General features: G+C 60.7%; 19 protein-coding genes. 16 read left to right on the forward strand and 3 right to left on the reverse strand.

All coding sequences use genetic code 11. The annotated features are described in order from the left end of the window. Positions 1 to 159: 159 nt before the first annotated feature. The 15 genes from RHM69_RS27930 to RHM69_RS28000 all read left to right on the forward strand — a co-directional run bounded on the left by RHM69_RS27930 (position 160) and on the right by RHM69_RS28000 (position 16,415). A complete protein-coding gene (locus RHM69_RS27930) occupies positions 160 to 867 on the forward strand; it encodes a tellurite resistance TerB family protein (RefSeq protein ID WP_014717192.1) in 708 nt (235 codons plus the stop codon). A gap of 210 nt (positions 868 to 1,077) precedes the next feature. After that, complete coding sequence (locus RHM69_RS27935; RefSeq protein ID WP_014717193.1) at positions 1,078 to 2,700, forward strand: methyl-accepting chemotaxis protein; 1,623 nt, start codon at positions 1,078 to 1,080, stop codon at positions 2,698 to 2,700. Further along, a complete protein-coding gene (locus RHM69_RS27940) occupies positions 2,700 to 3,212 on the forward strand; it encodes a chemotaxis protein CheW (RefSeq protein ID WP_014717194.1) in 513 nt (170 codons plus the stop codon). Before RHM69_RS27935 ends, RHM69_RS27940 begins: the two co-directional genes overlap by 1 nt. After that, positions 3,209 to 4,471 (forward strand): CheR family methyltransferase, encoded by a 1,263-nt coding sequence (locus RHM69_RS27945; RefSeq protein WP_073453131.1) that lies wholly within the window; start codon positions 3,209 to 3,211, stop codon positions 4,469 to 4,471. Before RHM69_RS27940 ends, RHM69_RS27945 begins: the two co-directional genes overlap by 4 nt. Beyond that, positions 4,468 to 5,169, forward strand: a complete 702-nt coding sequence (locus RHM69_RS27950) for a chemotaxis protein CheW (protein ID WP_200600383.1) — start codon at positions 4,468 to 4,470, stop codon at positions 5,167 to 5,169. Before RHM69_RS27945 ends, RHM69_RS27950 begins: the two co-directional genes overlap by 4 nt. Further along, positions 5,166 to 7,439, forward strand: a complete 2,274-nt coding sequence (locus tag RHM69_RS27955) for a hybrid sensor histidine kinase/response regulator (protein ID WP_014717197.1) — start codon at positions 5,166 to 5,168, stop codon at positions 7,437 to 7,439. Before RHM69_RS27950 ends, RHM69_RS27955 begins: the two co-directional genes overlap by 4 nt. Beyond that, on the forward strand, positions 7,436 to 8,446 hold the full coding sequence (locus RHM69_RS27960; protein WP_003189079.1) for a chemotaxis response regulator protein-glutamate methylesterase: 1,011 nt from the start codon (positions 7,436 to 7,438) through the stop codon (positions 8,444 to 8,446). The genes RHM69_RS27955 and RHM69_RS27960 overlap by 4 nt, the downstream gene beginning before the upstream one ends. A 52-nt stretch (positions 8,447 to 8,498) precedes the next feature. Continuing rightward, positions 8,499 to 9,500 (forward strand): response regulator, encoded by a 1,002-nt coding sequence (locus tag RHM69_RS27965; protein ID WP_014717198.1) that lies wholly within the window; start codon positions 8,499 to 8,501, stop codon positions 9,498 to 9,500. 175 nt (positions 9,501 to 9,675) lie between these two features. Beyond that, a protein-coding gene (prfB, locus tag RHM69_RS27970; protein WP_096001736.1) for a peptide chain release factor 2 occupies positions 9,676 to 10,771 on the forward strand; the annotation gives its coding sequence in 2 pieces (ribosomal slippage) (positions 9,676 to 9,747 and positions 9,749 to 10,771; 1,095 coding nt in all). A 79-nt stretch (positions 10,772 to 10,850) separates the two neighbouring features. After that, positions 10,851 to 12,353 carry a lysine--tRNA ligase gene (gene lysS, locus RHM69_RS27975; RefSeq protein ID WP_003189082.1) on the forward strand — a complete coding sequence of 501 codons (1,503 nt, stop codon included), beginning with the start codon at positions 10,851 to 10,853 and terminating at the stop codon, positions 12,351 to 12,353. A 143-nt stretch (positions 12,354 to 12,496) separates the two neighbouring features. Further along, positions 12,497 to 13,213 (forward strand): TetR/AcrR family transcriptional regulator, encoded by a 717-nt coding sequence (locus RHM69_RS27980; protein ID WP_014717200.1) that lies wholly within the window; start codon positions 12,497 to 12,499, stop codon positions 13,211 to 13,213. A 95-nt stretch (positions 13,214 to 13,308) separates the two neighbouring features. Then, positions 13,309 to 14,586 carry a flavohemoglobin expression-modulating QEGLA motif protein gene (locus RHM69_RS27985; protein ID WP_014717201.1) on the forward strand — a complete coding sequence of 426 codons (1,278 nt, stop codon included), beginning with the start codon at positions 13,309 to 13,311 and terminating at the stop codon, positions 14,584 to 14,586. Between the two features lie 92 nt (positions 14,587 to 14,678). Continuing rightward, entirely contained in the window at positions 14,679 to 15,584 is a 906-nt protein-coding gene (locus RHM69_RS27990; RefSeq protein WP_200600385.1) for an alpha/beta hydrolase, read from the forward strand. Further along, complete coding sequence (locus tag RHM69_RS27995) at positions 15,581 to 15,907, forward strand: hypothetical protein (RefSeq protein WP_003172217.1); 327 nt, start codon at positions 15,581 to 15,583, stop codon at positions 15,905 to 15,907. Before RHM69_RS27990 ends, RHM69_RS27995 begins: the two co-directional genes overlap by 4 nt. 151 nt (positions 15,908 to 16,058) lie before the next feature. Then, entirely contained in the window at positions 16,059 to 16,415 is a 357-nt protein-coding gene (locus RHM69_RS28000) for a hypothetical protein (protein ID WP_014717203.1), read from the forward strand. Positions 16,416 to 16,906: 491 nt separating this feature from the next. Here RHM69_RS28000 and RHM69_RS28005 read toward each other — a convergent pair whose 3' ends face one another. The 3 genes from RHM69_RS28005 to RHM69_RS28015 all read right to left on the reverse strand — a co-directional run bounded on the left by RHM69_RS28005 (position 16,907) and on the right by RHM69_RS28015 (position 18,802). Beyond that, on the reverse strand, positions 16,907 to 17,692 hold the full coding sequence (locus tag RHM69_RS28005) for an OmpA family protein (protein ID WP_003189093.1): 786 nt from the start codon (positions 17,690 to 17,692) through the stop codon (positions 16,907 to 16,909). A 56-nt stretch (positions 17,693 to 17,748) separates the two neighbouring features. Further along, complete coding sequence (locus tag RHM69_RS28010) at positions 17,749 to 18,174, reverse strand: DUF4398 domain-containing protein (protein ID WP_003189094.1); 426 nt, start codon at positions 18,172 to 18,174, stop codon at positions 17,749 to 17,751. A gap of 283 nt (positions 18,175 to 18,457) precedes the next feature. After that, entirely contained in the window at positions 18,458 to 18,802 is a 345-nt protein-coding gene (locus RHM69_RS28015; protein WP_014717206.1) for a hypothetical protein, read from the reverse strand. Between the two features lie 199 nt (positions 18,803 to 19,001). Between RHM69_RS28015 and ppc the strand changes: the two genes are divergently transcribed. Next, positions 19,002 to 21,647, forward strand: coding sequence for a phosphoenolpyruvate carboxylase (gene ppc / locus RHM69_RS28020; protein WP_014717207.1), 2,646 nt, complete (start codon positions 19,002 to 19,004; stop codon positions 21,645 to 21,647). Positions 21,648 to 21,702 lie beyond the last annotated feature (55 nt).

Below are 21,702 nucleotides of genomic sequence, written 5' to 3' on the forward strand. Positions count from 1 at the left end.
GATTGATGGCGGGATGATGGCGTTGCATATGCAACAAGACATTTCCAGCATCGCAGTAGAACGTTACATCTGGAAGCACTCTAGATCGCGGCTTTTTGGCACTTAGTTTTACGCTGGAGGCCTATTGGTCCTACGAACCCAAGTGTCTGGAGGCTACGAATGAATACCCGTGGATTGCTCGATCAACTGCTTAAGTCTGGCCAGGATATGTTGCAAAACAAGGCGGGTGGGCAGCCTAAGTCGAATGACAAGGGCGCCCTCGGCGGCTTGCTCAGCGGTGGCGGGCTCGGCAGCATGCTCGGCGGTGCAGGCGGCGGGGCCCTGGCGGCGGGAGCCATGGGCTTGCTGCTGGGCAACAAGAAGGCGCGTAAATTCGGTGGCAAAGCGCTCACCTACGGCGGCCTGGCCGCACTGGGTGTGATTGCCTACAAGGCTTACGGCAACTGGCAGTCCCAGCAGGCCAGCGCGCCCCAAGGCGAGCCGCAAACCATCGACCGCCTGCCAGCGGCCCAGGTTGAACAACACAGCCAAGGCATTCTCAAGGCATTGGTGGCCGCGGCCAAGGCTGACGGCCATGTGGATGAGCGCGAGCGTGCCTTGATCGAAGGCGAGTTTACCAAGCTGGATAACGACCAGGAGTTGCAACACTGGCTGCACGCCGAACTCAACAAGCCCCTGGACCCCACCGACGTCGCCCGCGCCGCCAGCACCCCGGAAATGGCCGCCGAAATGTACATCGCCAGCGTGATGCTGGTGGACGAAGAAAACTTCATGGAAAAAGCCTACCTGGACGAACTGGCACGCCAACTGAAACTTGAGCCCGGCTTGAAGCTTGAGTTGGAAAAACAAGTACGGCTTAACGCATAAACAAGGCCACACGCTCATCAAAAATGTGGGAGCGGGCTTGCTCGCGAATGCGGTAGACCAGTCACTCTATTTCTGGCTGACTCACCGCATCCGCGAGCAAGCCCGCTCCCACTTTTGCATTCTGTGCACTGCACATCAAAAGCCTTGATAAAAGCGCGCAGCCGCTCAGCTATACTCCCCTCCATTTGAATGGCCCTGCGAGGAATTACTGTGAAGAACTGGACCCTGCGCCAAAGGATTTTGGCGAGCTTTGCGGTAATTATCGCGATCATGCTGCTGATGGTCGTGGTCTCGTATTCGCGCTTGCTGAAAATCGAAATCAGCGAAAACTCAGTGCGGGACGATGCGGTGCCCGGGGTGTTTTTCAGCTCGATGATTCGCAGCGCCTGGGTCGACAGCTACCTGCAAACCCAGGAGTTGGTCGGAATCCACGAGAACCAGGGTATTTCCGAAACCGACAAACAGGACTACAAGTCTTTCGAGGCTCGGCTTGAGCAACATATGGCCAGCTACGCAGGGACGATCAATATCACCCAGGATCGCACCGAATTCGATGCCTTCGAAAAACTGCACCAGAGCTACAACCAGATTCTCGCCCAGGTTTTGGCGGCCCATCAGAGCAATAACGCCGCCGAAGCACTGAGGTTGTTCAACGAGCAACTGACCCCCGCCTGGACAGCAGGCCGCATGAAGCTCAATGACATTATCAATGAGAACAAGCAGGTCGCCGACAACGCCACCGCCGCCATCGATGATGCGGTAGCGGCCGCGAAGATCAGCATGGGCGTCTCGCTGTTGCTGGCGATTCTCGCCGCCGCGCTGTGTGGCCTGTTGCTGATGCGCGCGATCATGGCGCCGATGCAGCGCATCGTTCAAATCCTCGAAGTCATGCGCACCGGTGACCTGAGCAAGCGCCTGAACCTGGAGCGCAAGGACGAATTCAACGCGGTTGAAACCGGCTTCAACGACATGATGACCGAGCTGACTGCCCTGGTGTCCCAGGCGCAGCGTTCATCGGTGCAGGTCACCACCTCGGTCACCGAGATTGCCGCGACCTCCAAGCAGCAACAGGCGACCGCGACAGAAACCGCAGCCACCACCACCGAAATCGGCGCCACTTCCCGCGAGATTGCCGCCACGTCCAAGGACTTGGTCCGCACCATGACCGAAGTGTCCACCGCCGCCGACCAGGCCTCGGTGGCTGCCGGTTCCGGCCAGCAGGGCCTGGCCCGCATGGAAGAAACCATGCACTCGGTGATGGGCGCCGCCGACCTGGTCAACGCCAAGCTGGCGATCCTCAATGAGAAGGCCGGCAATATCAACCAAGTGGTGGTGACCATCGTCAAGGTGGCCGACCAGACCAACCTGTTGTCCCTGAATGCGGCCATCGAGGCTGAGAAAGCCGGTGAGTACGGGCGCGGCTTTGCCGTGGTTGCCACCGAAGTGCGCCGCCTGGCCGACCAGACCGCTGTGGCGACCTACGACATCGAGCAGATGGTGCGTGAAATCCAGTCGGCGGTGTCGGCGGGGGTGATGGGCATGGACAAGTTCTCCGAGGAGGTGCGCCGTGGCATGTCGGAGGTGCAGCAAGTGGGCGAGCAACTGTCGCAGATCATCCATCAGGTACAGGCCCTGGCGCCGCGGGTGTTGATGGTCAACGAAGGCATGCAGGCCCAGGCCACCGGCGCCGAGCAGATCAACCATGCGCTGGTGCAATTGGGCGATGCCAGCAGCCAGACCGTCGAATCCCTGCGCCAGGCCAGCTTTGCCATTGATGAACTGAGCCAGGTTGCGGTCGGTCTGCGCAGCGGCGTCTCGCGTTTCAAAGTCTGATGAGTGAGCTCGCGGCTAAACGCGGTGCCGTCCCGGCAGCGAAAAAGGCATTGTTTCTGGTGTTTCGCATCGGCAACGAACGCTTTGCCCTCAAGGCCACAGAAGTGGCCGAGGTGCTGCCGCGCCTGGCGCTTAAACCTATCGCCCAAGCGCCCTTATGGGTGGCGGGTATCTTCGCCCATCGTGGGGCGCTGGTGCCGGTCATCGACTTGAGCGCCCTGACGTTCGGCACTTCGGCCCAGGCGCGTACCAGTACGCGCCTGGTGTTGGTCAATTATCAGCCGCAGCCTTGGAGTGAGGCGCGTTGGCTAGGGCTGATCCTGGAACAGGCCACCGACACCCTGCGTTGCGACCCCGCCGAATTTCAGCCCTATGGCCTGGACAATCAGCAGGCGCCATACCTGGGGCCGGTGCGCGAGGACGCACAGGGCTTGATGCAGTGGATTGGCGTCGCCGATCTGTTGACCGCGCCAGTGCGTGCCTTGCTGTTTTCCGCCGAGTTGAGCCTATGAGCAATGACCCGCGGTTTTTCGCGTTCTTGAAAGAACGCATCGGCCTGGACGTCGCTTCGGTGGGCGAGGCGATCATCGAGCGCGCGGTGCGCCAGCGCTGCCAATCGTCCCAGTCGCCGTCGGCGGAGGCTTACTGGCAACACCTGCAAACCTCCCATGACGAGCAGCAGGCGCTGATCGAAGCGGTGATCGTCCCCGAGACCTGGTTTTTCCGCTATCCCGAATCCTTTGCAACCCTGGCTCGCCTGGCCCAGGCACGCTTGGCCGAGATCAACCAGATGCGCGCCCTGCGTATTCTCAGTCTGCCGTGTTCGACCGGCGAAGAGCCCTATTCGATTGCCATGGCCTTGCTCGATGCGGGGTTGGCGCCCCACCAGTTCAAAGTGCAAGGCATGGACGTCAGCCCGCTGTCGGTGGAGCGCGCGCGGCGGGGCGTGTATGGCAAGAACTCGTTTCGCGGCGCCGATCTTGAATTTCGCGACCGCCACTTCACTGAAGACGCAGGCGTTTACCGCATCGCCGACCGGGTGCGTGAACAAGTGCGCCTGCAAGTCGGCAACTTGCTGGACCCGGCACTGCTGGCGAACGAGCCGACCTACGATTTTGTGTTCTGCCGCAACTTGCTGATCTACTTCGACCAGCCGACCCAGAAACAGGTCTTTGATGTGCTCAAGGCATTGACTCACGTGGACGGCGTGCTGTTTATCGGCCCGGCCGAGGGCAGCCTGCTGGGGCGCCACGGCATGCGCTCCATCGGCGTGCCGCAGTCCTTTGCCTTCAGTCGGCATGTAGAACCGGCCGCGCCGGCTGCACCTGTGATCAAACCGACGCCCGCGCCGCTACCGCAGCGCAGGGCGGCGCCGATACCGCTCAAGCCGCGACCGTTCAGCTCGGTCACCCCCCACGTGCCACCGGTCAAAGCTACGCATACCGATGCAGGGGATCTGCTCAGCCAGATCGCAACCCTGGCCAACGAGGGCAAAAGTGCCGAGGCCCGAGCGGCCTGCGAGCGGTATTTGAGCAGTCACCCGCCGGCCGCCCAGGTGTTTTACTGGTTGGGGCTGCTCAGCGATGTGGCTGGCAGTGCCCTGGAGGCCCAGGGGTATTACCGAAAAGCTCTGTATCTGGAACCGCAGCATCCCCAGGCCCTGATGCACCTGGCCGCGTTGCTCGAGTCCCAGGGTGACAGTGTCGGCGCGCGTCGTCTTCAGGCACGCGCCGCCCGTAGCGAGCGAGCTGACAGTGAGACCAAACGATGAGTAGCCCTGACGCGCTCGACACCGCAGGCCTGGACCTGACGCTGACCGATACCCAAGCCATTGACGACTGTTGGAACCGCATCGGTATTCATGGCGACAAGTCCTGCCCGCTGTTGGCCGAGCATATCCACTGCCGCAATTGCTCGGTGTATTCCGCCGCCGCCACACGCCTGCTCGACCGCTACGCACTGCAACAGGACGACCATCACGCGCAGGCAACTGCCGAAGCGGATAACGAGGTGGTCACCCGTTCGCTGTTGATGTTCCGCCTCGGCGAAGAATGGCTCGGTATCGCCACCCGTTGCCTGGTGGAAGTGGCGCCGTTGCAGCCGATCCACTCGCTGCCGCACCAGCGCTCCCGAGCGCTGCTGGGCGTGGCCAACGTACGCGGGGCGCTGGTGGCGTGCCTGTCGTTGGTGGAACTGCTGGGCCTGGACAGCACCAGTGCCGGCGCCAGCGGCGGGCGGATCATGCCGCGCATGCTGATCATCGCTGCCCAGGACGGCCCGGTCGTCGTACCGGTAGATGAAGTAGACGGCATCCACGCCATTGATGAGCGCACCTTGAACGCTGCGTCGGTGTCCGGCACCCAGGCCAGCGCACGCTACACCCAAGGCGTGTTGCAGTGGAAAGGCCGCAGTCTGCGCTGGCTGGACGAAGCGCAATTGTTGTCCGCCGTGACCCGGAGCCTCGCATGACCCCCGACCAGATGCGCGATGCCTCGCTGTTGGAACTGTTCAGCCTGGAAGCCGATGCGCAGACCCAGGTGTTGAGCGCGGGCCTGCTGGCGCTGGAACGCAACCCGACCCAGGCCGACCAGCTCGAAGCCTGCATGCGCGCCGCGCATTCACTTAAAGGGGCGGCGCGGATTGTCGGCGTGGATGCCGGGGTCAGCGTGGCCCACGTCATGGAAGACTGCCTGGTCAGTGCCCAGGAAGGCCGCCTGTACCTGCAACCTGAACATATCGACGCGTTGCTGCAAGGCACCGACCTGCTGATGCGAATCGCCACGCCGGGCAATGACGTGGGGCCGGCGGATATCGAGGCGTACGTAGCGCTGATGGAGCGCTTGCTCGATCCCTCGCAGCCGATTGCCACGCCCGTGCCAAATCCCGAGCCCATCCCCACGCGGGTTGACGCATTGCTGCTGGAGCCCGAGCTGGAGCCCGCGCCGGTCAGCAGTGAAGCGCCGCGCCAGAGCAAACGCATGACTGAAGGCGGCGAGCGCGTGCTGCGGGTGACGGCCGAGCGCTTGAACAGCCTGTTGGACTTGTCCAGCAAATCCCTGGTGGAAACCCAGCGGCTCAAGCCGTACCTGGCCAGCCTGCAACGCCTCAAGCGCATTCAGAGCAACAGCTTGCGTGCACTGGATGCCCTGGATGGCCAGCTAAAATCCCTGGATCTGAACCTGGAAGCCCAGGAAGCCCTGGCCGATACCCGTCGCCTGCTGAGTGAAGCTCAGGCCCTGCTGGCGGAAAAAAACGCCGAGCTGGATGAGTTCGGCTGGCAGGCCGGCCAGCGCGCCCAGGTGCTCTACGACACCGCGTTGGCCTGCCGCATGCGGCCGTTTGCCGATGTGCTGGCCGGGCAGGTGCGTATGGTGCGTGACCTCGGTCGCAGCCTGGGCAAGCAAGTGCGCCTGGAGATTGAAGGCGAAAAGACCCAGGTCGACCGTGACGTGCTGGAAAAACTCGAAGCGCCGCTCACCCATTTATTGCGCAATGCCGTCGACCACGGCATCGAAACCCCTGAGCAGCGCGTGCTGGCGGGCAAGCCGGCGGAGGGCTTGATTCGCCTGCGCGCGTCCCATCAGGCCGGGTTGCTGGTGCTGGAATTGAGCGATGACGGCAACGGTGTCGACCTCGAGCGCCTGCGCGGCACTATTGTCGACCGGAATTTGTCTCCGGTGGAAACGGCTCTGCGCCTGAGCGAAGAGGAGCTACTGACCTTCCTGTTCCTGCCGGGGTTCAGCCTGCGGGACAAAGTCACCGAAGTGTCCGGGCGCGGTGTGGGCTTGGACGCGGTGCAGCATATGGTTCGCCAGTTGCGCGGCGCAGTGGTGCTGGAACAGACGGCGGGGCAGGGCAGTCGCTTCCATCTTGAGGTGCCGCTGACCCTGTCGGTGGTGCGCAGCCTGGTGGTGGAAGTCGGCGAAGAAGCCTATGCGTTTCCCCTGGCGCATATCGAACGCATGTGCGACCTGGCCCCCGACGACATCGTGCAGTTGGAAGGCCGCCAGCACTTCTGGCATGAAGGCCGACACGTCGGCCTGGTTGCCGCCAGTCAGTTGCTGCAGCGCCCGCCGGGGCAGACCCCTTCAGATACCTTGAAAGTGGTGGTGATCCGCGAACGCGATGCCGTGTACGGGATTGCCGTGGAGCGCTTTATCGGCGAGCGCACGTTGGTGGTGTTGCCGCTGGATGATCGCCTGGGCAAGGTCCAGGACATTTCTGCCGGGGCCTTGCTCGATGACGGCTCGGTGGTGTTGATCGTCGATGTCGAAGACATGCTGCGTTCAGTGGACAAGCTGCTCAATACCGGCCGCCTGGAGCGCATCGCCCGGCGCAACCAGCAGGCCACCGAAGCGCCGCGCAAGCGCGTGCTGGTGGTGGACGACTCACTGACGGTGCGCGAGCTGCAACGCAAATTGTTACTCAACCGGGGTTATGAAGTTGCCGTGGCGGTCGATGGCATGGATGGCTGGAACGCATTGCGCTCCGAGGACTTCGACCTGCTTATCACGGATATTGATATGCCTCGCATGGACGGTATTGAATTGGTCACACTTTTGCGCCGTGACAGTCGCCTGCAATCATTGCCGGTGATGGTGGTTTCCTACAAGGATCGTGAAGAAGACCGCCGCCGTGGCCTCGACGCCGGGGCCGACTATTATCTAGCCAAAGCCAGTTTCCATGACGACGCCTTGCTCGACGCCGTGGTTGAACTGATTGGAGGCGCGCGGGCATGAGGATTGCGATCGTCAATGACATGCCCCTGGCCGTAGAGGCATTGCGCCGTGCCTTGAGTTACGAGCCCGCCCACGAGGTGGTGTGGGTAGCCAGCAATGGCCTGGAAGCGGTGCAGCGTTGCGCCGAGCTGACCCCGGACCTGATCCTGATGGACTTGATCATGCCGGTGATGGACGGCGTGGAAGCTACCCGCCAGATCATGGCCGACACGCCATGCCCGATCGTGATCGTCACCGTTGACCGCCAGGCCAACGTCAGCCGTGTATTCGAAGCCATGGGCCACGGCGCCCTGGATGTGGTGGACACCCCGGCACTGGGCGTGGGCAACCCCAAGGATGCGGCGGCGCCCCTGTTGCGCAAGATCCTCAATATTGGCTGGCTGATCGGCCAGCGCGGCACGCGGGTGCGTGCCGAAACCCCGCCGCAGCGGGTCACCGGCAAGCGTCAACGGCTGGTGGCGATTGGTTCTTCGGCCGGTGGGCCGGCGGCCCTGGAAGTTCTGCTCAAGGGGTTGCCCCGGGATTTCCCTGCCGCCATCGTGCTGGTGCAGCATGTGGACCAGGTGTTTGCCGCTGGCATGGCCGAGTGGCTGAGCAGCGCTTCCGGCCTGCCGGTGCGCCTGGCCTGTGAAGGCGAGCCGCCTCAACCCGGCGTGGTATTGCTGGCCGGCACCAACCACCATATTCGCTTGTTGAAAAATGGCACGCTAGCCTATACCGCAGAGCCGGTGAACGAGATTTACCGGCCGTCGATCGACGTGTTTTTCGAAAGCGTCGCCAGCCACTGGAACGGTGACGCCGTCGGCGTCTTGCTCACGGGCATGGGGCGCGACGGCGCCCAGGGCCTTAAGCTGATGCGGGAACAAGGATATTTGACCATCGCCCAGGACCAACAGAGTTCGGCGGTGTATGGCATGCCCAAAGCGGCGGCGGCGATTGATGCTGCTGTTGAAATTCGCCCACTGGATAGAATTGCGCCCCGATTGCTGGAGGTCTTTGCAAAATGAACAAAAATCTCCCGCCGTGCTGGCTTGCAGGTAGTAATTCAGGTGACTGCACATGAATGATTTACAGCTCGACGACTTCAAGACCGACGAAAACGCCGCCATGGTGTTGCTGGTCGACGACCAGGCCATGATCGGTGAAGCCGTGCGGCGTGGCCTGGCCCATGAAGAAAACATCGACTTCCACTTTTGTGCCGACCCGCACCAGGCGATTGCCCAGGCGATCCGCATCAAGCCCACGGTGATCCTGCAGGACCTGGTGATGCCGGGCCTGGACGGCCTCACTCTGGTGCGCGAATACCGCAATCACCCGGCCACCGCGAATATTCCGATCATCGTGCTGTCCACCAAAGAAGACCCGCTGATCAAGAGCGCGGCCTTTGCGGCCGGGGCCAACGATTACCTGGTCAAGCTGCCGGACAACATCGAGTTGGTGGCGCGCATCCGCTACCACTCGCGCTCCTACATGACCCTGTTGCAGCGCGACGCGGCCTACCGCGCGTTGCGCGTCAGCCAGCAACAGTTGCTGGACACCAACCTGGTGCTGCAACGCCTGATGAACTCCGATGGCCTGACCGGGCTGTCCAACCGCCGCCACTTCGACGAATACCTGGAGTTGGAATGGCGCCGCGCCATGCGCGACCAGACCCAACTGTCGCTGCTGATGATCGACGTGGATTTCTTCAAGACCTTCAACGACAGCTTCGGCCACGTCGAGGGCGACGAAGCCTTGCGCAAAGTCGCCAACACCATCCGTGAAGCCAGCAGCCGCCCTTCGGATTTGCCGGCGCGCTACGGCGGCGAGGAGTTCGCGCTGGTCCTGCCCAACACCTCACCGGGCGGCGCACGCCTGGTCGCGGAAAAGCTGCGCATGGCGGTAGCGGCGTTGAAAATCCCGCACATCGCCCCGGCTGAAGGTGCCAGCCTGACCATCAGTATTGGGCTGTCGACGTTGACGCCTGTCCAGGGCACCGATTGTCGACAGTTGATCATGGCGGCGGACAAGGGGTTATACACGGCCAAGAATAATGGGCGTAATCAGGTGGGCATCGAATAATCCCAAGCGCCGGGCACCTCTGTGGGAGCAGGTAAGCCAGCTCCCACATTTGATCGCTATCTGGCTATGGATCCTGTACAAACCACCGCCTTTTCGGCCAAGCGGACTGCCGTTCGCAGCCGTTTGCCGTTATACTCGCCGGCTTTCAAAAGTTCGCCAACGAGTGCTGCCCGCCATGGAAATCAACCCGATCCTTAACACCATCAAGGACCTGTCCGAGCGCTCCGAAACTATTCGGGGGTATCTTTGACTACGATCAAAAGCATGAGCGTCTGACCGAGGTCAATCGCGAGCTTGAAGATCCGAGTGTCTGGAACAAACCTGAGTACGCCCAGGAACTGGGGCGCGAGCGCGCTGCGCTGGCACAGATCGTCGATACCCTCGACGAACTGAACACCGGCCTGGGTGATTGCCGCGACCTGCTGGACATGGCCGTCGAAGAAAACGACGAAGGCGCAGTGGGCGATGTCGTCGCCGAGCTGGCCCGTCTCGAGGAAAACCTCGCCAAGCTTGAATTCCGCCGCATGTTCAGCCATGAAATGGACCCGAACAACGCCTATCTGGATATCCAGGCCGGTTCCGGTGGCACCGAGGCCCAGGACTGGGCCAACATCCTGCTGCGCATGTACCTGCGCTGGGCCGACAAACGCGGTTTCGACGCGACCATCATGGAACTGTCCGCCGGTGAAGTGGCCGGTATCAAGGGCGCGACCGTGCACATCAAGGGCGAATATGCCTTTGGCTGGCTGCGCACCGAGATCGGCGTGCACCGCCTGGTGCGCAAGAGCCCGTTCGACTCCGGCAATCGTCGCCACACCTCATTCTCTGCGGTGTTCGTCTCGCCAGAGATCGACGACAAAGTGGAAATCGAGATCAACCCGGCCGACCTGCGGATCGACACCTACCGTTCCTCCGGCGCCGGTGGCCAGCACGTAAACACCACCGACTCGGCCGTACGTATTACCCACGTACCGACCAACACCGTGGTCAGCTGCCAGAACGAACGTTCCCAGCACGCCAACAAGGACACCGCCATGAAAATGCTGCGGGCCAAGTTGTACGAGCAGGAGATGCAGAAGCGCAACGCCGCTTCCCAGGCGCTGGAAGACACCAAGTCGGATATCGGCTGGGGCCACCAGATCCGTTCGTACGTGCTCGATGCCTCGCGGATCAAGGATCTGCGCACTAACATCGAACGCAGCGACTGCGACAAGGTACTCGACGGCGATATCGACGAATACCTGGAAGCCAGCCTGAAATCCGGCCTCTAATACCCTCTGTGGGAGCGGGCTTGCCCGCGATCCCCCGCCGAAGGCTGGGGGCAACGAACCTGATGGAATATTTAAAGACATGAGCGACCAACAACTCGACCCGCAAGCCCTGCAACAGGAAGAAAACTCCCTGATCGCCCTGCGCAAGGAAAAGCTTGCTGCCGAGCGCGCCAAGGGTAACGCCTTCCCCAACGACTTCCGTCGCGACAACTACTGCGATGCCTTGCAGAAGCAATACGCGGACAAGACCAAGGAAGAACTGGCAGAGGCTGCGATCCCGGTCAAGGTGGCAGGTCGCATCATGCTCAACCGTGGCTCGTTCATGGTGATCCAGGACATGACCGGTCGCATCCAGGTCTACGTCAACCGCAAGACCCTGTCCGAAGAAACCCTGGCCTCGGTGAAAACCTGGGACATGGGCGACATCATCGCAGCCGAAGGCACCCTGGCCCGTTCCGGCAAGGGCGACCTGTACGTCGAGATGACCAATGTGCGCCTGCTGACCAAGTCCCTGCGCCCGCTGCCAGACAAACACCACGGCCTGACCGACACCGAACAGCGCTATCGCCAGCGCTACGTTGACCTGATCGTCAACGAAGACGTGCGCCAGACCTTCCGCGTACGCTCGCAAGTCATTGCTCACATCCGCAGCTTCCTGATGCAGCGTGACTTTCTGGAAGTGGAAACCCCGATGCTGCAGACCATCCCGGGTGGTGCCGCAGCCAAACCGTTCGAAACCCACCACAACGCGCTGGACATGGAAATGTTCCTGCGTATCGCGCCGGAGCTGTACCTCAAGCGCTTGGTGGTGGGCGGCTTTGAAAAGGTGTTCGAGATCAACCGCAACTTCCGTAACGAAGGCGTCTCGACCCGTCACAACCCTGAATTCACCATGTTGGAGTTCTACCAGGCCTACGCCGACTACGAAGACAACATGGACCTGACCGAAGAACTGTTCCGCGAGCTGGCACAGCTGGTGCTGGGCAGCACTGACGTGCCGTACGGCGACAAGGTGTTCCACTTCGGCGAGCCATTCGTGCGCCTGTCGGTGTTCGACTCGATCCTCAAGTACAACCCCGAGCTGACCGCTGACGACCTCAACGACATCGACAAGGCCCGTGCCATTGCCAAGAAAGCCGGCGCCAAGGTGCTGGGCTTCGAAGGCCTGGGCAAGCTGCAGGTGATGATTTTCGAAGAACTGGTGGAGCACAAGCTGGAGCAGCCGCACTTCATTACCCAGTACCCGTTCGAAGTGTCGCCGCTGGCCCGTCGCAACGACGACAACCCCAACGTCACCGACCGTTTCGAGCTGTTCATCGGTGGCCGCGAAATCGCCAACGCCTACTCCGAGCTTAACGACGCGGAAGACCAGGCCGAGCGTTTCATGGCCCAGGTGGCCGACAAGGACGCCGGTGATGACGAAGCCATGCACTACGATGCCGACTTCGTTCGGGCCCTGGAGTACGGCATGCCGCCGACTGCCGGTGAAGGTATCGGCATTGACCGTCTGGTGATGTTGTTGACCAACTCGCCGTCGATCCGCGACGTGATCCTGTTCCCGCACATGCGGCCGCAAGCGTAACCGTAGCGAAATCCGAAGCCGCCTTTTATAAGGCGGCTTTTTTATGTGGCCTGTTCAAGTGGTGCTCGTCAGTGATCGTTCCCACGCTCCGCGTGGGAATGCACCCTGTGACGCTCCGCGTCACCTCTAAAGGAAGAAGTGTGGTGAACCGCGTAATAGCTCAAGAAGGTGCCGCCGGCATTGCTGCTGCCGTGGCTGAAAGCGTTCAGTACCAGGGCCGCAAGGCCAGCCGACGGGGCAGCGAGCAACGCCGGCAAGACATTCTCGATGCGGCCATGCGTATCGTCGTGCGCGATGGCGTGCGGGCCGTACGTCACCGGGCAGTGGCGGCAGAGGCGGGGGTGCCGCTGTCGGCCACCACCTATTACTTCAAAGACATCGACGACCTGCTCACCGATACCTTCGCCCAGTACGTGGAACGCAGCGCCGCTTTCATGGGCAAACTGTGGGTGCGCAACGAAGGCCTGTTGCGCGAGATGGTCGCCTATGGCGATGGCAGTCCGGAGTCGCGCTCGCAACTGGCCGATGATATCGCGCGCCTGACCGCTGACTATGTGCTGCGCCAACTGACCAACCGGCGCGAATACCTGATGGCTGAGCAGGCTTTTCGCCAGGAAGCCCTGCTGAACCCGCGGCTGGCCGAACTGGTACGCTCCCATCAACAGATCCTGTTGCAGGGTACCGGGCAGTTTTTCCAGGTATTGGGCTCCCGTGAGCCGCAGCAGGATGCCAAGGTGTTGACGGCTATCATCAGTCGGATGGAATATCAGGGCCTGTTGGGCGGCGCAGAGCCTCTGACGGGTGACGAGATGCTTGAAATTCTCAAGCGTTACATGCACCTGGTATTGGCCTCGGTCTAGCCCTGTGCGCAATCTGCTTTGGGGGAGCTGGGCTTGCTGCTGAAGCCGTGCGCTACCTGCGCGTGGGCCAATAACGTTTAAAGAGGAAGCACCGGGTGGACGATTACCAGCAGACGATACGCACCTTGTCCGATCGCATTGTGCTGGCGCAAACACCGATCCGCGTTCTCGATGCGGTGAAATGGGACGAAAACATTCGCCAGGGATTTCTCAAGGCCAAGGGCAAGGCGATGCCTGCCGTAGACCGCGATTACTACCTGAACCGACCGCTGTCGTTCGACTCCAGCGCGGTGAAGCTGGAATTCCAGAACATCGAGCGCGACATCACCCGTCGCCTTGGACAATTCAGCCCGGTGGGGCAGATCATGCGGCGCATGTGCCGCGAATACCGCATGGTGGTGCGCATGCTTGAAGCGCGCGGCACCGAGGACTTCGGTCTGATTTCCCAAGAGCTGTACGGCGCCGCCTCCGATGCGTTCCACGCCGGCGACCCGACCCTGGCCGACCTTGGCCTGATGCTCTCCGATTACCTCAACAACATCGACGGTAGGGGTGACCTCAAGGACGAAGCCAAGACCCTCACCGCCAAAGATGCGGTCAGCCTGCTGCAAACCCGTCTGAACAAGGTATTTGGCGAGGCGGAAGAAACCATCCGCGTATTCGAGTCCGATGGCATTGTCGCCGACGCAGCGGCGGGCGCTGACTACATCAAGATCCGCGCCGACGCGATGTTCAACGACCGCGACGTGCGCGCTTTGGAGGTGCATGAAGGCCTGGTGCATGTGGGCACCACCCTCAACGGCCAGAACCAGCCGATCTGCACGTTCCTGTCCAAAGGCCCGCCGTCGTCCACCGTCACCCAGGAAGGCCTGGCGATCCTGATGGAAATCATCACGTTTGCCTCCTACCCCAGCCGCCTGCGCAAACTTACCAACCGGACACGTGCCATCCATATGGTGGAGGAGGGGGCGGACTTCCTGCAGGTGTTTGAGTTCTTCCGCGAGCAAGGCTTTGAAATGGCCGAAAGCTATGGGAATGCCAGCCGGGTATTCCGTGGTTCGGTGCCCACCGGTCTGCCATTTACCAAGGATTTGTCCTACCTCAAGGGCTTTATCATGGTCTACAACTACATCCAGCTCGCTGTACGTAAAGGCAAGCTGGAGCAAGTGCCGCTGCTGTTCTGCGGCAAGACCACCCTTGAAGACATGCGTACCCTGCGCCAGTTGGTCGACGAAGGCCTGGTGGTGCCGCCCAAGTACCTGCCGGAGCAGTTTCGCGACATGAACGCGCTGGCGGCCTGGATGTGCTTCTCCAACTTCCTCAACCACTTGAGCCTGGACCGGATCGAGGCGGATTACTCCAATATCCTTTAACGGACGAAACCGGATCAAAATGTGGGAGCAGGCAAGCCAGCTCCCACATTTGATCTGCACGGGTCTTCAGAACTTTCGCGAGGCTTCAACGGATGAGAATCCTCGGCATTTTATGCCTGCTACTCACACTGAACGGCTGCAGCTCCTTGCTGTTCTACCCCGAGCCCGGCCTGCCCTTCACGCCGGAAAAAGCCCATCTTCCCTACCGCGACGTCACGCTCACCACTGCAGATGGCGTGAAACTGCACGCCTGGTGGCTGCCGGCCAAACCCGGTGTACCGCTCAAGGGCACCGTCCTGCATTTGCACGGCAATGGCGGTAACCTCGCCTGGCACCTGGGGGGCAGTTGGTGGTTGCCGGAACAGGGCTATCAAGTGCTGTTGCTGGACTATCGTGGCTATGGGCTTTCGGAAGGCAAGCCATCGTTGCCGGCGATCTACCAGGATATCGACGCCGCTTTCAGCTGGATCGACAAGGCGCCTGAAACCCAGGGTCAACCGCTGATTATCCTCGGCCAAAGCCTGGGTGGTGCACTGGCAGTGCATTACCTGGCAGCCCACCCGGAGCGCCAATCCCAACTCAAGGCGCTGGTATTGGACGGCGTACCCGCCAGTTATCGTGACGTAGGACAATTCGCCTTGAGCACTTCCTGGTTAACCTGGCCGTTGCAGGTGCCGCTGTCATGGCTGGTGCCTGACGGCGATAGTGCGATCAAGGCCATGCCAGGGCTGACCGGCGTGCCCAAGTTGCTGTTCCACAGCCTGGATGACCCTATCGTGCCGGTGTCCAATGGCATCCGCTTGTATCAGGCCGCCCCCCCGCCCAGGGTGTTGCAACTGACCCGTGGCGGCCATGTGCAGACCTTTGCCGACAAAACCTGGCAAACCGTCATGCTGCGTTATCTGGACGACCCGCAGCACTTCAACAGCTTGCGCCGCCTGGGAGAAATCCCGAATTACCCTGTTCCTAAAGTTGATTCATCAGAGAGCCCGCAATGAGCGAAGAACGCAATATGATCCCGCTGATTCTCACCGGCATCGGCACCATCATCGGCACCGTAGGGTGCCTGTGGTACTACGGCTACCTGCACTTCGCCAAGCCCGAAGATGCGTTGCTGCTCAGCGACTTCACCATGCTCAAGACAGTGCCGGGCGAGGATTACAAGATCTCCCTGACCCCGGCTGCGCAAGTGGCGCAGTGCGTTGACGGCGTGTTGGTGATGTTTGATACCGAACAGAAAGGCTTGAGCGGCGTGCTGGTCAATAACAAGAAGCAGGCCGTGCGTTGCATGGGGCAGGAAACCCCGCAGTTGCAACAGTGAGCCCAAAAACCATCCGGTGTGCAGCTTAGTTGCTCAAGGGCTTTCGAGCCTTTACAGATTGGAACCATCTTCATTCGTACGCCACAGATGAGGTACTGATTGGCCTGGCTGATCAGCGCACTTTATTTCATCAATCTGGAGTACGAGTTTTATGAATGGTATTGGCGCAGCACCTTCAATTGGCGTCGGCAATTCGGGAGGTTCTCAGGGGGCTTCGCAAGGTCTTGATCAGCAAATCCAGCAACTTCAAGAGCAAATCCGCGCTAAGCGCGGTGAAGGTTCGCAAGGTTCTGGTTCCGGTGGTTCCCAGGGGGGTGGAGGCGCTCAAGGTTCCGGAGCAAGCCAAGGCGCTGGTGGGGGAGAAAGCATTGAAGAGCTGCTTGAAATGCTGAAGCAACTGCTGGAAAAAAAAGCGGCTCAAAGTGGCCAAGCCGGTGAAGGTGGCTCAGCTGGCCAAGGCCAGATTCAGGCCGGCGGTGGCGAGAATCAAGGCTCAGTCACCTACTGATAGGCAACCCTTAAAAACCTGTCAGTTATCGACAGGTTTTTCATGTCAGCGGCATTGCACTTATCGGCGTACCGGGGGCGTGTAACGAAATTGTTTGGAACCTAATTGCGTCAGGTACCACAAAGGGCGATGTAACTTACGCACAGTGGGGGCGGGAAGGCAGTGATAAGAATTGATGCGATATGCAATATGCTGGCTATGGCCAGGGCGCATCAGGCGTTGGAGCGGGCGGATGCGCAAGAACAGGCGCGTAATCAGTTGGCAGGTTGCTCATCTGATACCTCCCGTCATAACAAAAAGATAACGCCGCCGGATGAAGATACTGATCGCATGATCAAGTTTCCCTAGTCAAAAAAACCACCGTTTCTGGTGGTTTTTTTGTGGCAATCGCATCACCTTCGGATACCTCAATGACTAAAGCTTGAATACGCTTTCATGAATGGCAACGAAAAAGCCCCGCCTGAAGGCGGGGCTTTTTACCAGACCAATGATCAGTTAGCGACGGAAGACCGTGGCTTGACCGGCTGGTTGTCGTTGGAGATTGTCACCTCAACGCGACGGTTCATGGCGCGGCCGGAAACGCTGCCGTTATCGGCAACCGGATATTCCTTGCCATAACCCTGGGTCACGATGCGCGAGATATCCACGCCTTGTTGAGCCAGTGCACGTTGAACGGAAGCGGCACGACGCTCCGACAGGCTCTGGTTGTACGAGTCAGAACCGGTGCTGTCGGTGTAGCCTTCGACGATCACTTTACGGTCTGGGTTGTCGCGCAGGAACTGAGCCAGCTTGGTGATGTTCACCAGGCCGCTGGATTTCAGGTCGGACTTGTTGGTGGCGAACAGCACGTCACCGAAAGTCACCAGGGTGCCACGATCGGTTTGCTTGGCGTTCAAGCTGTTTTGCAGTTGCTTGATCTGCGCATCACGCGCGTCCAGCAGGGCACGGGCGCGTTCGTCACCGGCGTTTTTCAGCTTGGCTTCGGATTCGCGCAGGACGATGGTGTCCTTGGCCACTTCAACGCGCTGGTTGGTCAGGTATGCGAGTTGGTCGACTTTCTTCTCGTCTTCTTTGTCGCGGTAGGCCTTGTCAGCCTTGTCCAGCCAGTCGCTGGCGTCTTTGGTTTCCAGCGCAGCCAGCTTGGTGGCTTGTGGGTTGGTTTGCAGGGACGAGAAATTGGTCCGCGCATTTTCCAGGTTCGCGTTCGGCGGGGTGGAGCAGGCCGCCAAGGCAACGCTCATCGCCAGCAGGGCAGGGATCATCAATTGTTTACGCATAGTCGTGTCGTCCTTTCAATTCGATATCAGGTGCGATGCAGTCAAGTGGCAGCGGTTTACTTCTGCATGATTGCAGCTGGGCGCATGCCTTCTTTACGCAGTTCGTCAACAGCCTTCTGGGAATCCTTCACAGCCTGTTGAGCCTTGGCAGCCTGGGCTTTACGCTCAGCGACGCGAGCATCCCACTCGGCTTGTTCAGCCAGTTGGCGAGCTTTGTCGTAGTTCTTGTCGTGCATGGCAATCTCAGCTTCTTTGAGCTTGTCCTGGGCCGACTTCATTTCCACCGCCGCATACTCGGTACCGCCGGCGCTGACTGCGCTGTTGACGGCCGATTGGGTTACGGCGTACTGCTCGGTTGGAGGGTTGCCGGCGCAGCCCGCCAGAACGAAGCTGGTGCCGATTGCCAGCGCGGCCAATTTGAGCCCGCGCAGGTGGTTAAACGAGGATTTGGCAGTGCTGGTGTTCATCGTCTTCAACTCCATTGGATAACTCCTGAAAAACATCAAAATCCATCGGGGCGTATCGATTTCGGGCCCGTCGGTAAAGCACATGGCGTCCGTTCAAACGACCGTTCCACAAGTGATGGCTACTGGCTGTGACCGGAGGCTTTTTTCAAAAGTTCAGCGGATATGGCGATTTGCCTAAAAAAATATCTGACTGACTGGTCAATGTTTAAAAAATGGAACTTTCGCGGCGGGCAGCGGTACCTCCGGGCCTGTAAAAGGCCCGGAATACGTGGGTTTAATTGACGTCAATAAATGTTTATCAGTGTTTTTGTTCGTCAGCAACGGCTGATAAATCATGCAAATGGCGACGGGATAACGTGAGAAAACGTGGGGTGGGGCCGACGTCTTCATACAGCGGATCACCCTCTTCGTCGGTGGCAATCACCTGCTGGCCCTGGATGTAGGGAAAGCTGGCTTCCAGCTCTTCCAGTGCGGCGCCGATCAGCTCGCCGAGCAGTTCTTCGACGTGGCGCTTGGGGTACATCTCGGCAATGGCCGCCAGCCGGGCAGCGGCTTCTACATCCAGATGAATGGCGTATTCAGTCTTGGTCAAACGACCCTTGGCGGTTTCTTCCCAATGCTGGGCCAGTTCTCGAATTTTCATGGCTACCTCAATAAAGCCTGCGATGGCAGGCGGTGATGAGTGACCAGCCGCCTGCGTGAAAATAACGCGGCGACTCATCGTTGAGACTAGCTGTAAGCGCCAAGGTTTAAAGTCGTTCGCGTTCGGCCTTGTCAGAAACCGACGTCGGCGGCACTCTGAAGCACCTGCGCGTCCCGGATTTCTGGCTGGAGATTGGCTGATGAGTGATATCGATGCACGCTTGCGTGAGGATGTTCACCTGCTGGGTGAGCTGTTGGGCAACACCATTCGAGAGCAGTACGGCGAGGCTTTCCTCGATAAGATCGAGCAGATCCGCAAAGGCGCCAAGGCCGACCGCCGTGGAGCCGTTTCGCAGAATGCCGCTGGTGATGAACTGAGCGCCAGCCTCAATCAGTTGCAGGAGGAGGAGTTGCTGCCCGTGGCGCGGGCCTTCAACCAGTTCCTCAACCTGGCCAACATTGCCGAGCAATATCAGTTGATTCATCGGCGCGATGAATCGCAATCTGCGCCGTTCGAATCCCGCGTCTTGCCAGAATTGCTGGCCCGTCTGCAAAGCGAAGGGCACAGCAATGAATCCTTGGCCCGGCAGCTGGCGCGGCTGGACATCGAGCTGGTGCTCACCGCCCACCCCACCGAAGTGGCCCGCCGCACGCTGATTCAGAAATACGATGCCATTGCCGCGCAACTGGCCTTGCAGGATCACCGCGATCTCACCACCGCCGAGCGCGAGCAGATTCGCGAGCGCTTGCAACGCTTGATCGCCGAAGCCTGGCACACCGAAGAAATCCGGCGCGTGCGCCCCACGCCGGTAGATGAAGCCAAATGGGGCTTTGCGGTGATCGAGCATTCGCTGTGGCACGCCATTCCCAATTACCTGCGCAAGGCCGACCAGGCCCTGCACGCCGCCACCGGCTTGCGCCTGCCCCTGGAGGCTGCGCCGATTCGCTTTGCTTCGTGGATGGGCGGCGACCGTGACGGCAACCCCAACGTCACCGCGCCGGTCACCCGCGAAGTGCTGCTGCTGGCGCGTTGGATGGCGGCGGATTTGTATCTGCGTGACATTGATCAACTGGCTTCCGAGCTGTCGATGCAACAGGCCAGCCCGGCGTTGCAAGCGAAAGTCGGCGACAGCGTCGAACCTTATCGTGCCTTGCTCAAGCAACTGCGCGAACGCCTGCGCGCCACGCGCCAGTGGGCCCACACCTCGTTGACCAGCACCACCCCGGCGCCGGCCGAGGTGTTGCAGGACAACCGCGACCTACTCGACCCTCTGCAACTGTGCTACCAATCGCTGCACGAATGCGGCATGGGCGTGATCGCCGATGGCCCGCTGCTCGACTGCCTGCGCCGTGCCGTGACGTTCGGCCTGTTCCTGGTGCGCCTGGATGTGCGTCAGGACTCCAGCCGTCACTCGGCGGCCATGACCGAAATCACCGACTACCTGGGCCTGGGGCGTTATGAGGACTGGGATGAGGATGCGCGTATCAGCTTCCTGACCCAGGAACTGGCCAATCGGCGGCCCTTGCTGCCGGGTTACTTCAAACCCTCGGCGGACACTGCCGAGGTATTGAATACCTGCAAGGAAATCGCCGCCGCACCGGCGGCGTCATTAGGTTCGTATGTCATCTCTATGGCGGGCGCCGCGTCGGATGTATTGGCGGTGCAACTGCTGTTGAAAGAGTCGGGCGTACAACGGCCGATGCGCGTAGTGCCGTTGTTCGAGACCCTGGCCGACCTGGACAACGCCGGACCGGTGATGGAGCGCCTGCTGCAATTGCCGGGTTACCGCGCACGCTTGCAGGGCCCGCAGGAAGTGATGATTGGCTACTCGGACTCGGCCAAGGACGCGGGCACCACGGCCGCCGCCTGGGCGCAGTACCGGGCGCAGGAACGTCTGGTGGATATCTGCCGCGAGCAACAAGTGGAGCTATTGTTGTTCCATGGTCGCGGCGGCACCGTTGGTCGTGGCGGTGGCCCGGCACACGCGGCTATCCTGTCGCAGCCGCCGGGCTCGGTGGCGGGGCGTTTCCGTACCACTGAGCAGGGCGAGATGATTCGCTTCAAATTCGGTCTGCCGGATATCGCTGAGCAGAACCTCAATCTCTACCTGGCAGCGGTACTGGAAGCGACCCTGTTACCGCCGCCCCCTCCCGAGCCTGCCTGGCGTCATCTGATGGACGAACTGGCGGCAGACGGTGTCAGCGCTTACCGGGCCGTGGTGCGGGAAAATCCGCAGTTCGTCGAGTACTTCCGCCAGTCCACGCCGGAGCAGGAGTTGGGCCGTTTGCCCTTGGGCAGTCGCCCGGCCAAGCGCCGTGCGGGCGGGATAGAAAGCTTGCGCGCTATCCCGTGGATTTTTGGTTGGACCCAGACGCGTCTGATGCTACCCGCCTGGCTCGGCTGGGAAGCGGCACTGAGCAAGGCGCTGGAGCGCGGTGAAGGTCAATTGCTGGGGCAGATGCGCGAGCAGTGGCCATTCTTTCGCACGCGCATCGACATGCTGGAAATGGTGCTGGCCAAGGCCGATGCCGATATCGCCCGTCTTTATGATGAGCGTCTGGTGCAGCCGGACCTGCTGGCATTGGGTGCGCACTTACGCGACCTATTGTCGCAGGCGTGTGACGTGGTGCTTGGCCTGACCGGCCAGTCGCAGCTGCTGGCCCATAGCCCCGACACCCTGGAGTTCATCCGCCTGCGCAACACCTACCTGGACCCCTTGCACCTGTTGCAGGCCGAGTTGTTGGCACGTTCCCGTCAGCAGGAGGCTGCGCAAGACAGCCCTCTGGAACAGGCGCTGCTGGTGTCCGTGGCCGGTATTGCGGCCGGTTTGCGCAACACCGGTTGAGGTTTTTTGCGTGCACTCAATGGCTTGCGGATAAACCACGACGACCGCCCGGAAA

The sequence above is a fragment of the Pseudomonas sp. CCI1.1 genome, assembly GCF_034348165.1.
Lineage (GTDB): Bacteria > Pseudomonadota > Gammaproteobacteria > Pseudomonadales > Pseudomonadaceae > Aquipseudomonas > Aquipseudomonas paracarnis.

Excerpts from the sequence above, each read along its gene's own strand:
- RHM69_RS27930 (WP_014717192.1), top strand. The coding sequence starts at position 160 with ATGAATACCCGTGGATTGCTCGATCAACTGCTTAAGTCTGGCCAGGAT.
- RHM69_RS27940 (WP_014717194.1), top strand. The coding sequence starts at position 2,700 with ATGAGTGAGCTCGCGGCTAAACGCGGTGCCGTCCCGGCAGCGAAAAAG.
- RHM69_RS27945 (WP_073453131.1), top strand. The coding sequence starts at position 3,209 with ATGAGCAATGACCCGCGGTTTTTCGCGTTCTTGAAAGAACGCATCGGC.
- RHM69_RS27950 (WP_200600383.1), top strand. The coding sequence starts at position 4,468 with ATGAGTAGCCCTGACGCGCTCGACACCGCAGGCCTGGACCTGACGCTG.
- RHM69_RS27955 (WP_014717197.1), top strand. The coding sequence starts at position 5,166 with ATGACCCCCGACCAGATGCGCGATGCCTCGCTGTTGGAACTGTTCAGC.
- RHM69_RS27960 (WP_003189079.1), top strand. The coding sequence starts at position 7,436 with ATGAGGATTGCGATCGTCAATGACATGCCCCTGGCCGTAGAGGCATTG.
- RHM69_RS27965 (WP_014717198.1), top strand. The coding sequence starts at position 8,499 with ATGAATGATTTACAGCTCGACGACTTCAAGACCGACGAAAACGCCGCC.
- lysS (WP_003189082.1), top strand. The coding sequence starts at position 10,851 with ATGAGCGACCAACAACTCGACCCGCAAGCCCTGCAACAGGAAGAAAAC.
- RHM69_RS27990 (WP_200600385.1), top strand. The coding sequence starts at position 14,679 with ATGAGAATCCTCGGCATTTTATGCCTGCTACTCACACTGAACGGCTGC.
- RHM69_RS27995 (WP_003172217.1), top strand. The coding sequence starts at position 15,581 with ATGAGCGAAGAACGCAATATGATCCCGCTGATTCTCACCGGCATCGGC.
- RHM69_RS28000 (WP_014717203.1), top strand. The coding sequence starts at position 16,059 with ATGAATGGTATTGGCGCAGCACCTTCAATTGGCGTCGGCAATTCGGGA.
- RHM69_RS28005 (WP_003189093.1), bottom strand. The coding sequence starts at position 17,692 with ATGCGTAAACAATTGATGATCCCTGCCCTGCTGGCGATGAGCGTTGCC.
- RHM69_RS28010 (WP_003189094.1), bottom strand. The coding sequence starts at position 18,174 with ATGGAGTTGAAGACGATGAACACCAGCACTGCCAAATCCTCGTTTAAC.
- RHM69_RS28015 (WP_014717206.1), bottom strand. The coding sequence starts at position 18,802 with ATGAAAATTCGAGAACTGGCCCAGCATTGGGAAGAAACCGCCAAGGGT.
- ppc (WP_014717207.1), top strand. The coding sequence starts at position 19,002 with ATGAGTGATATCGATGCACGCTTGCGTGAGGATGTTCACCTGCTGGGT.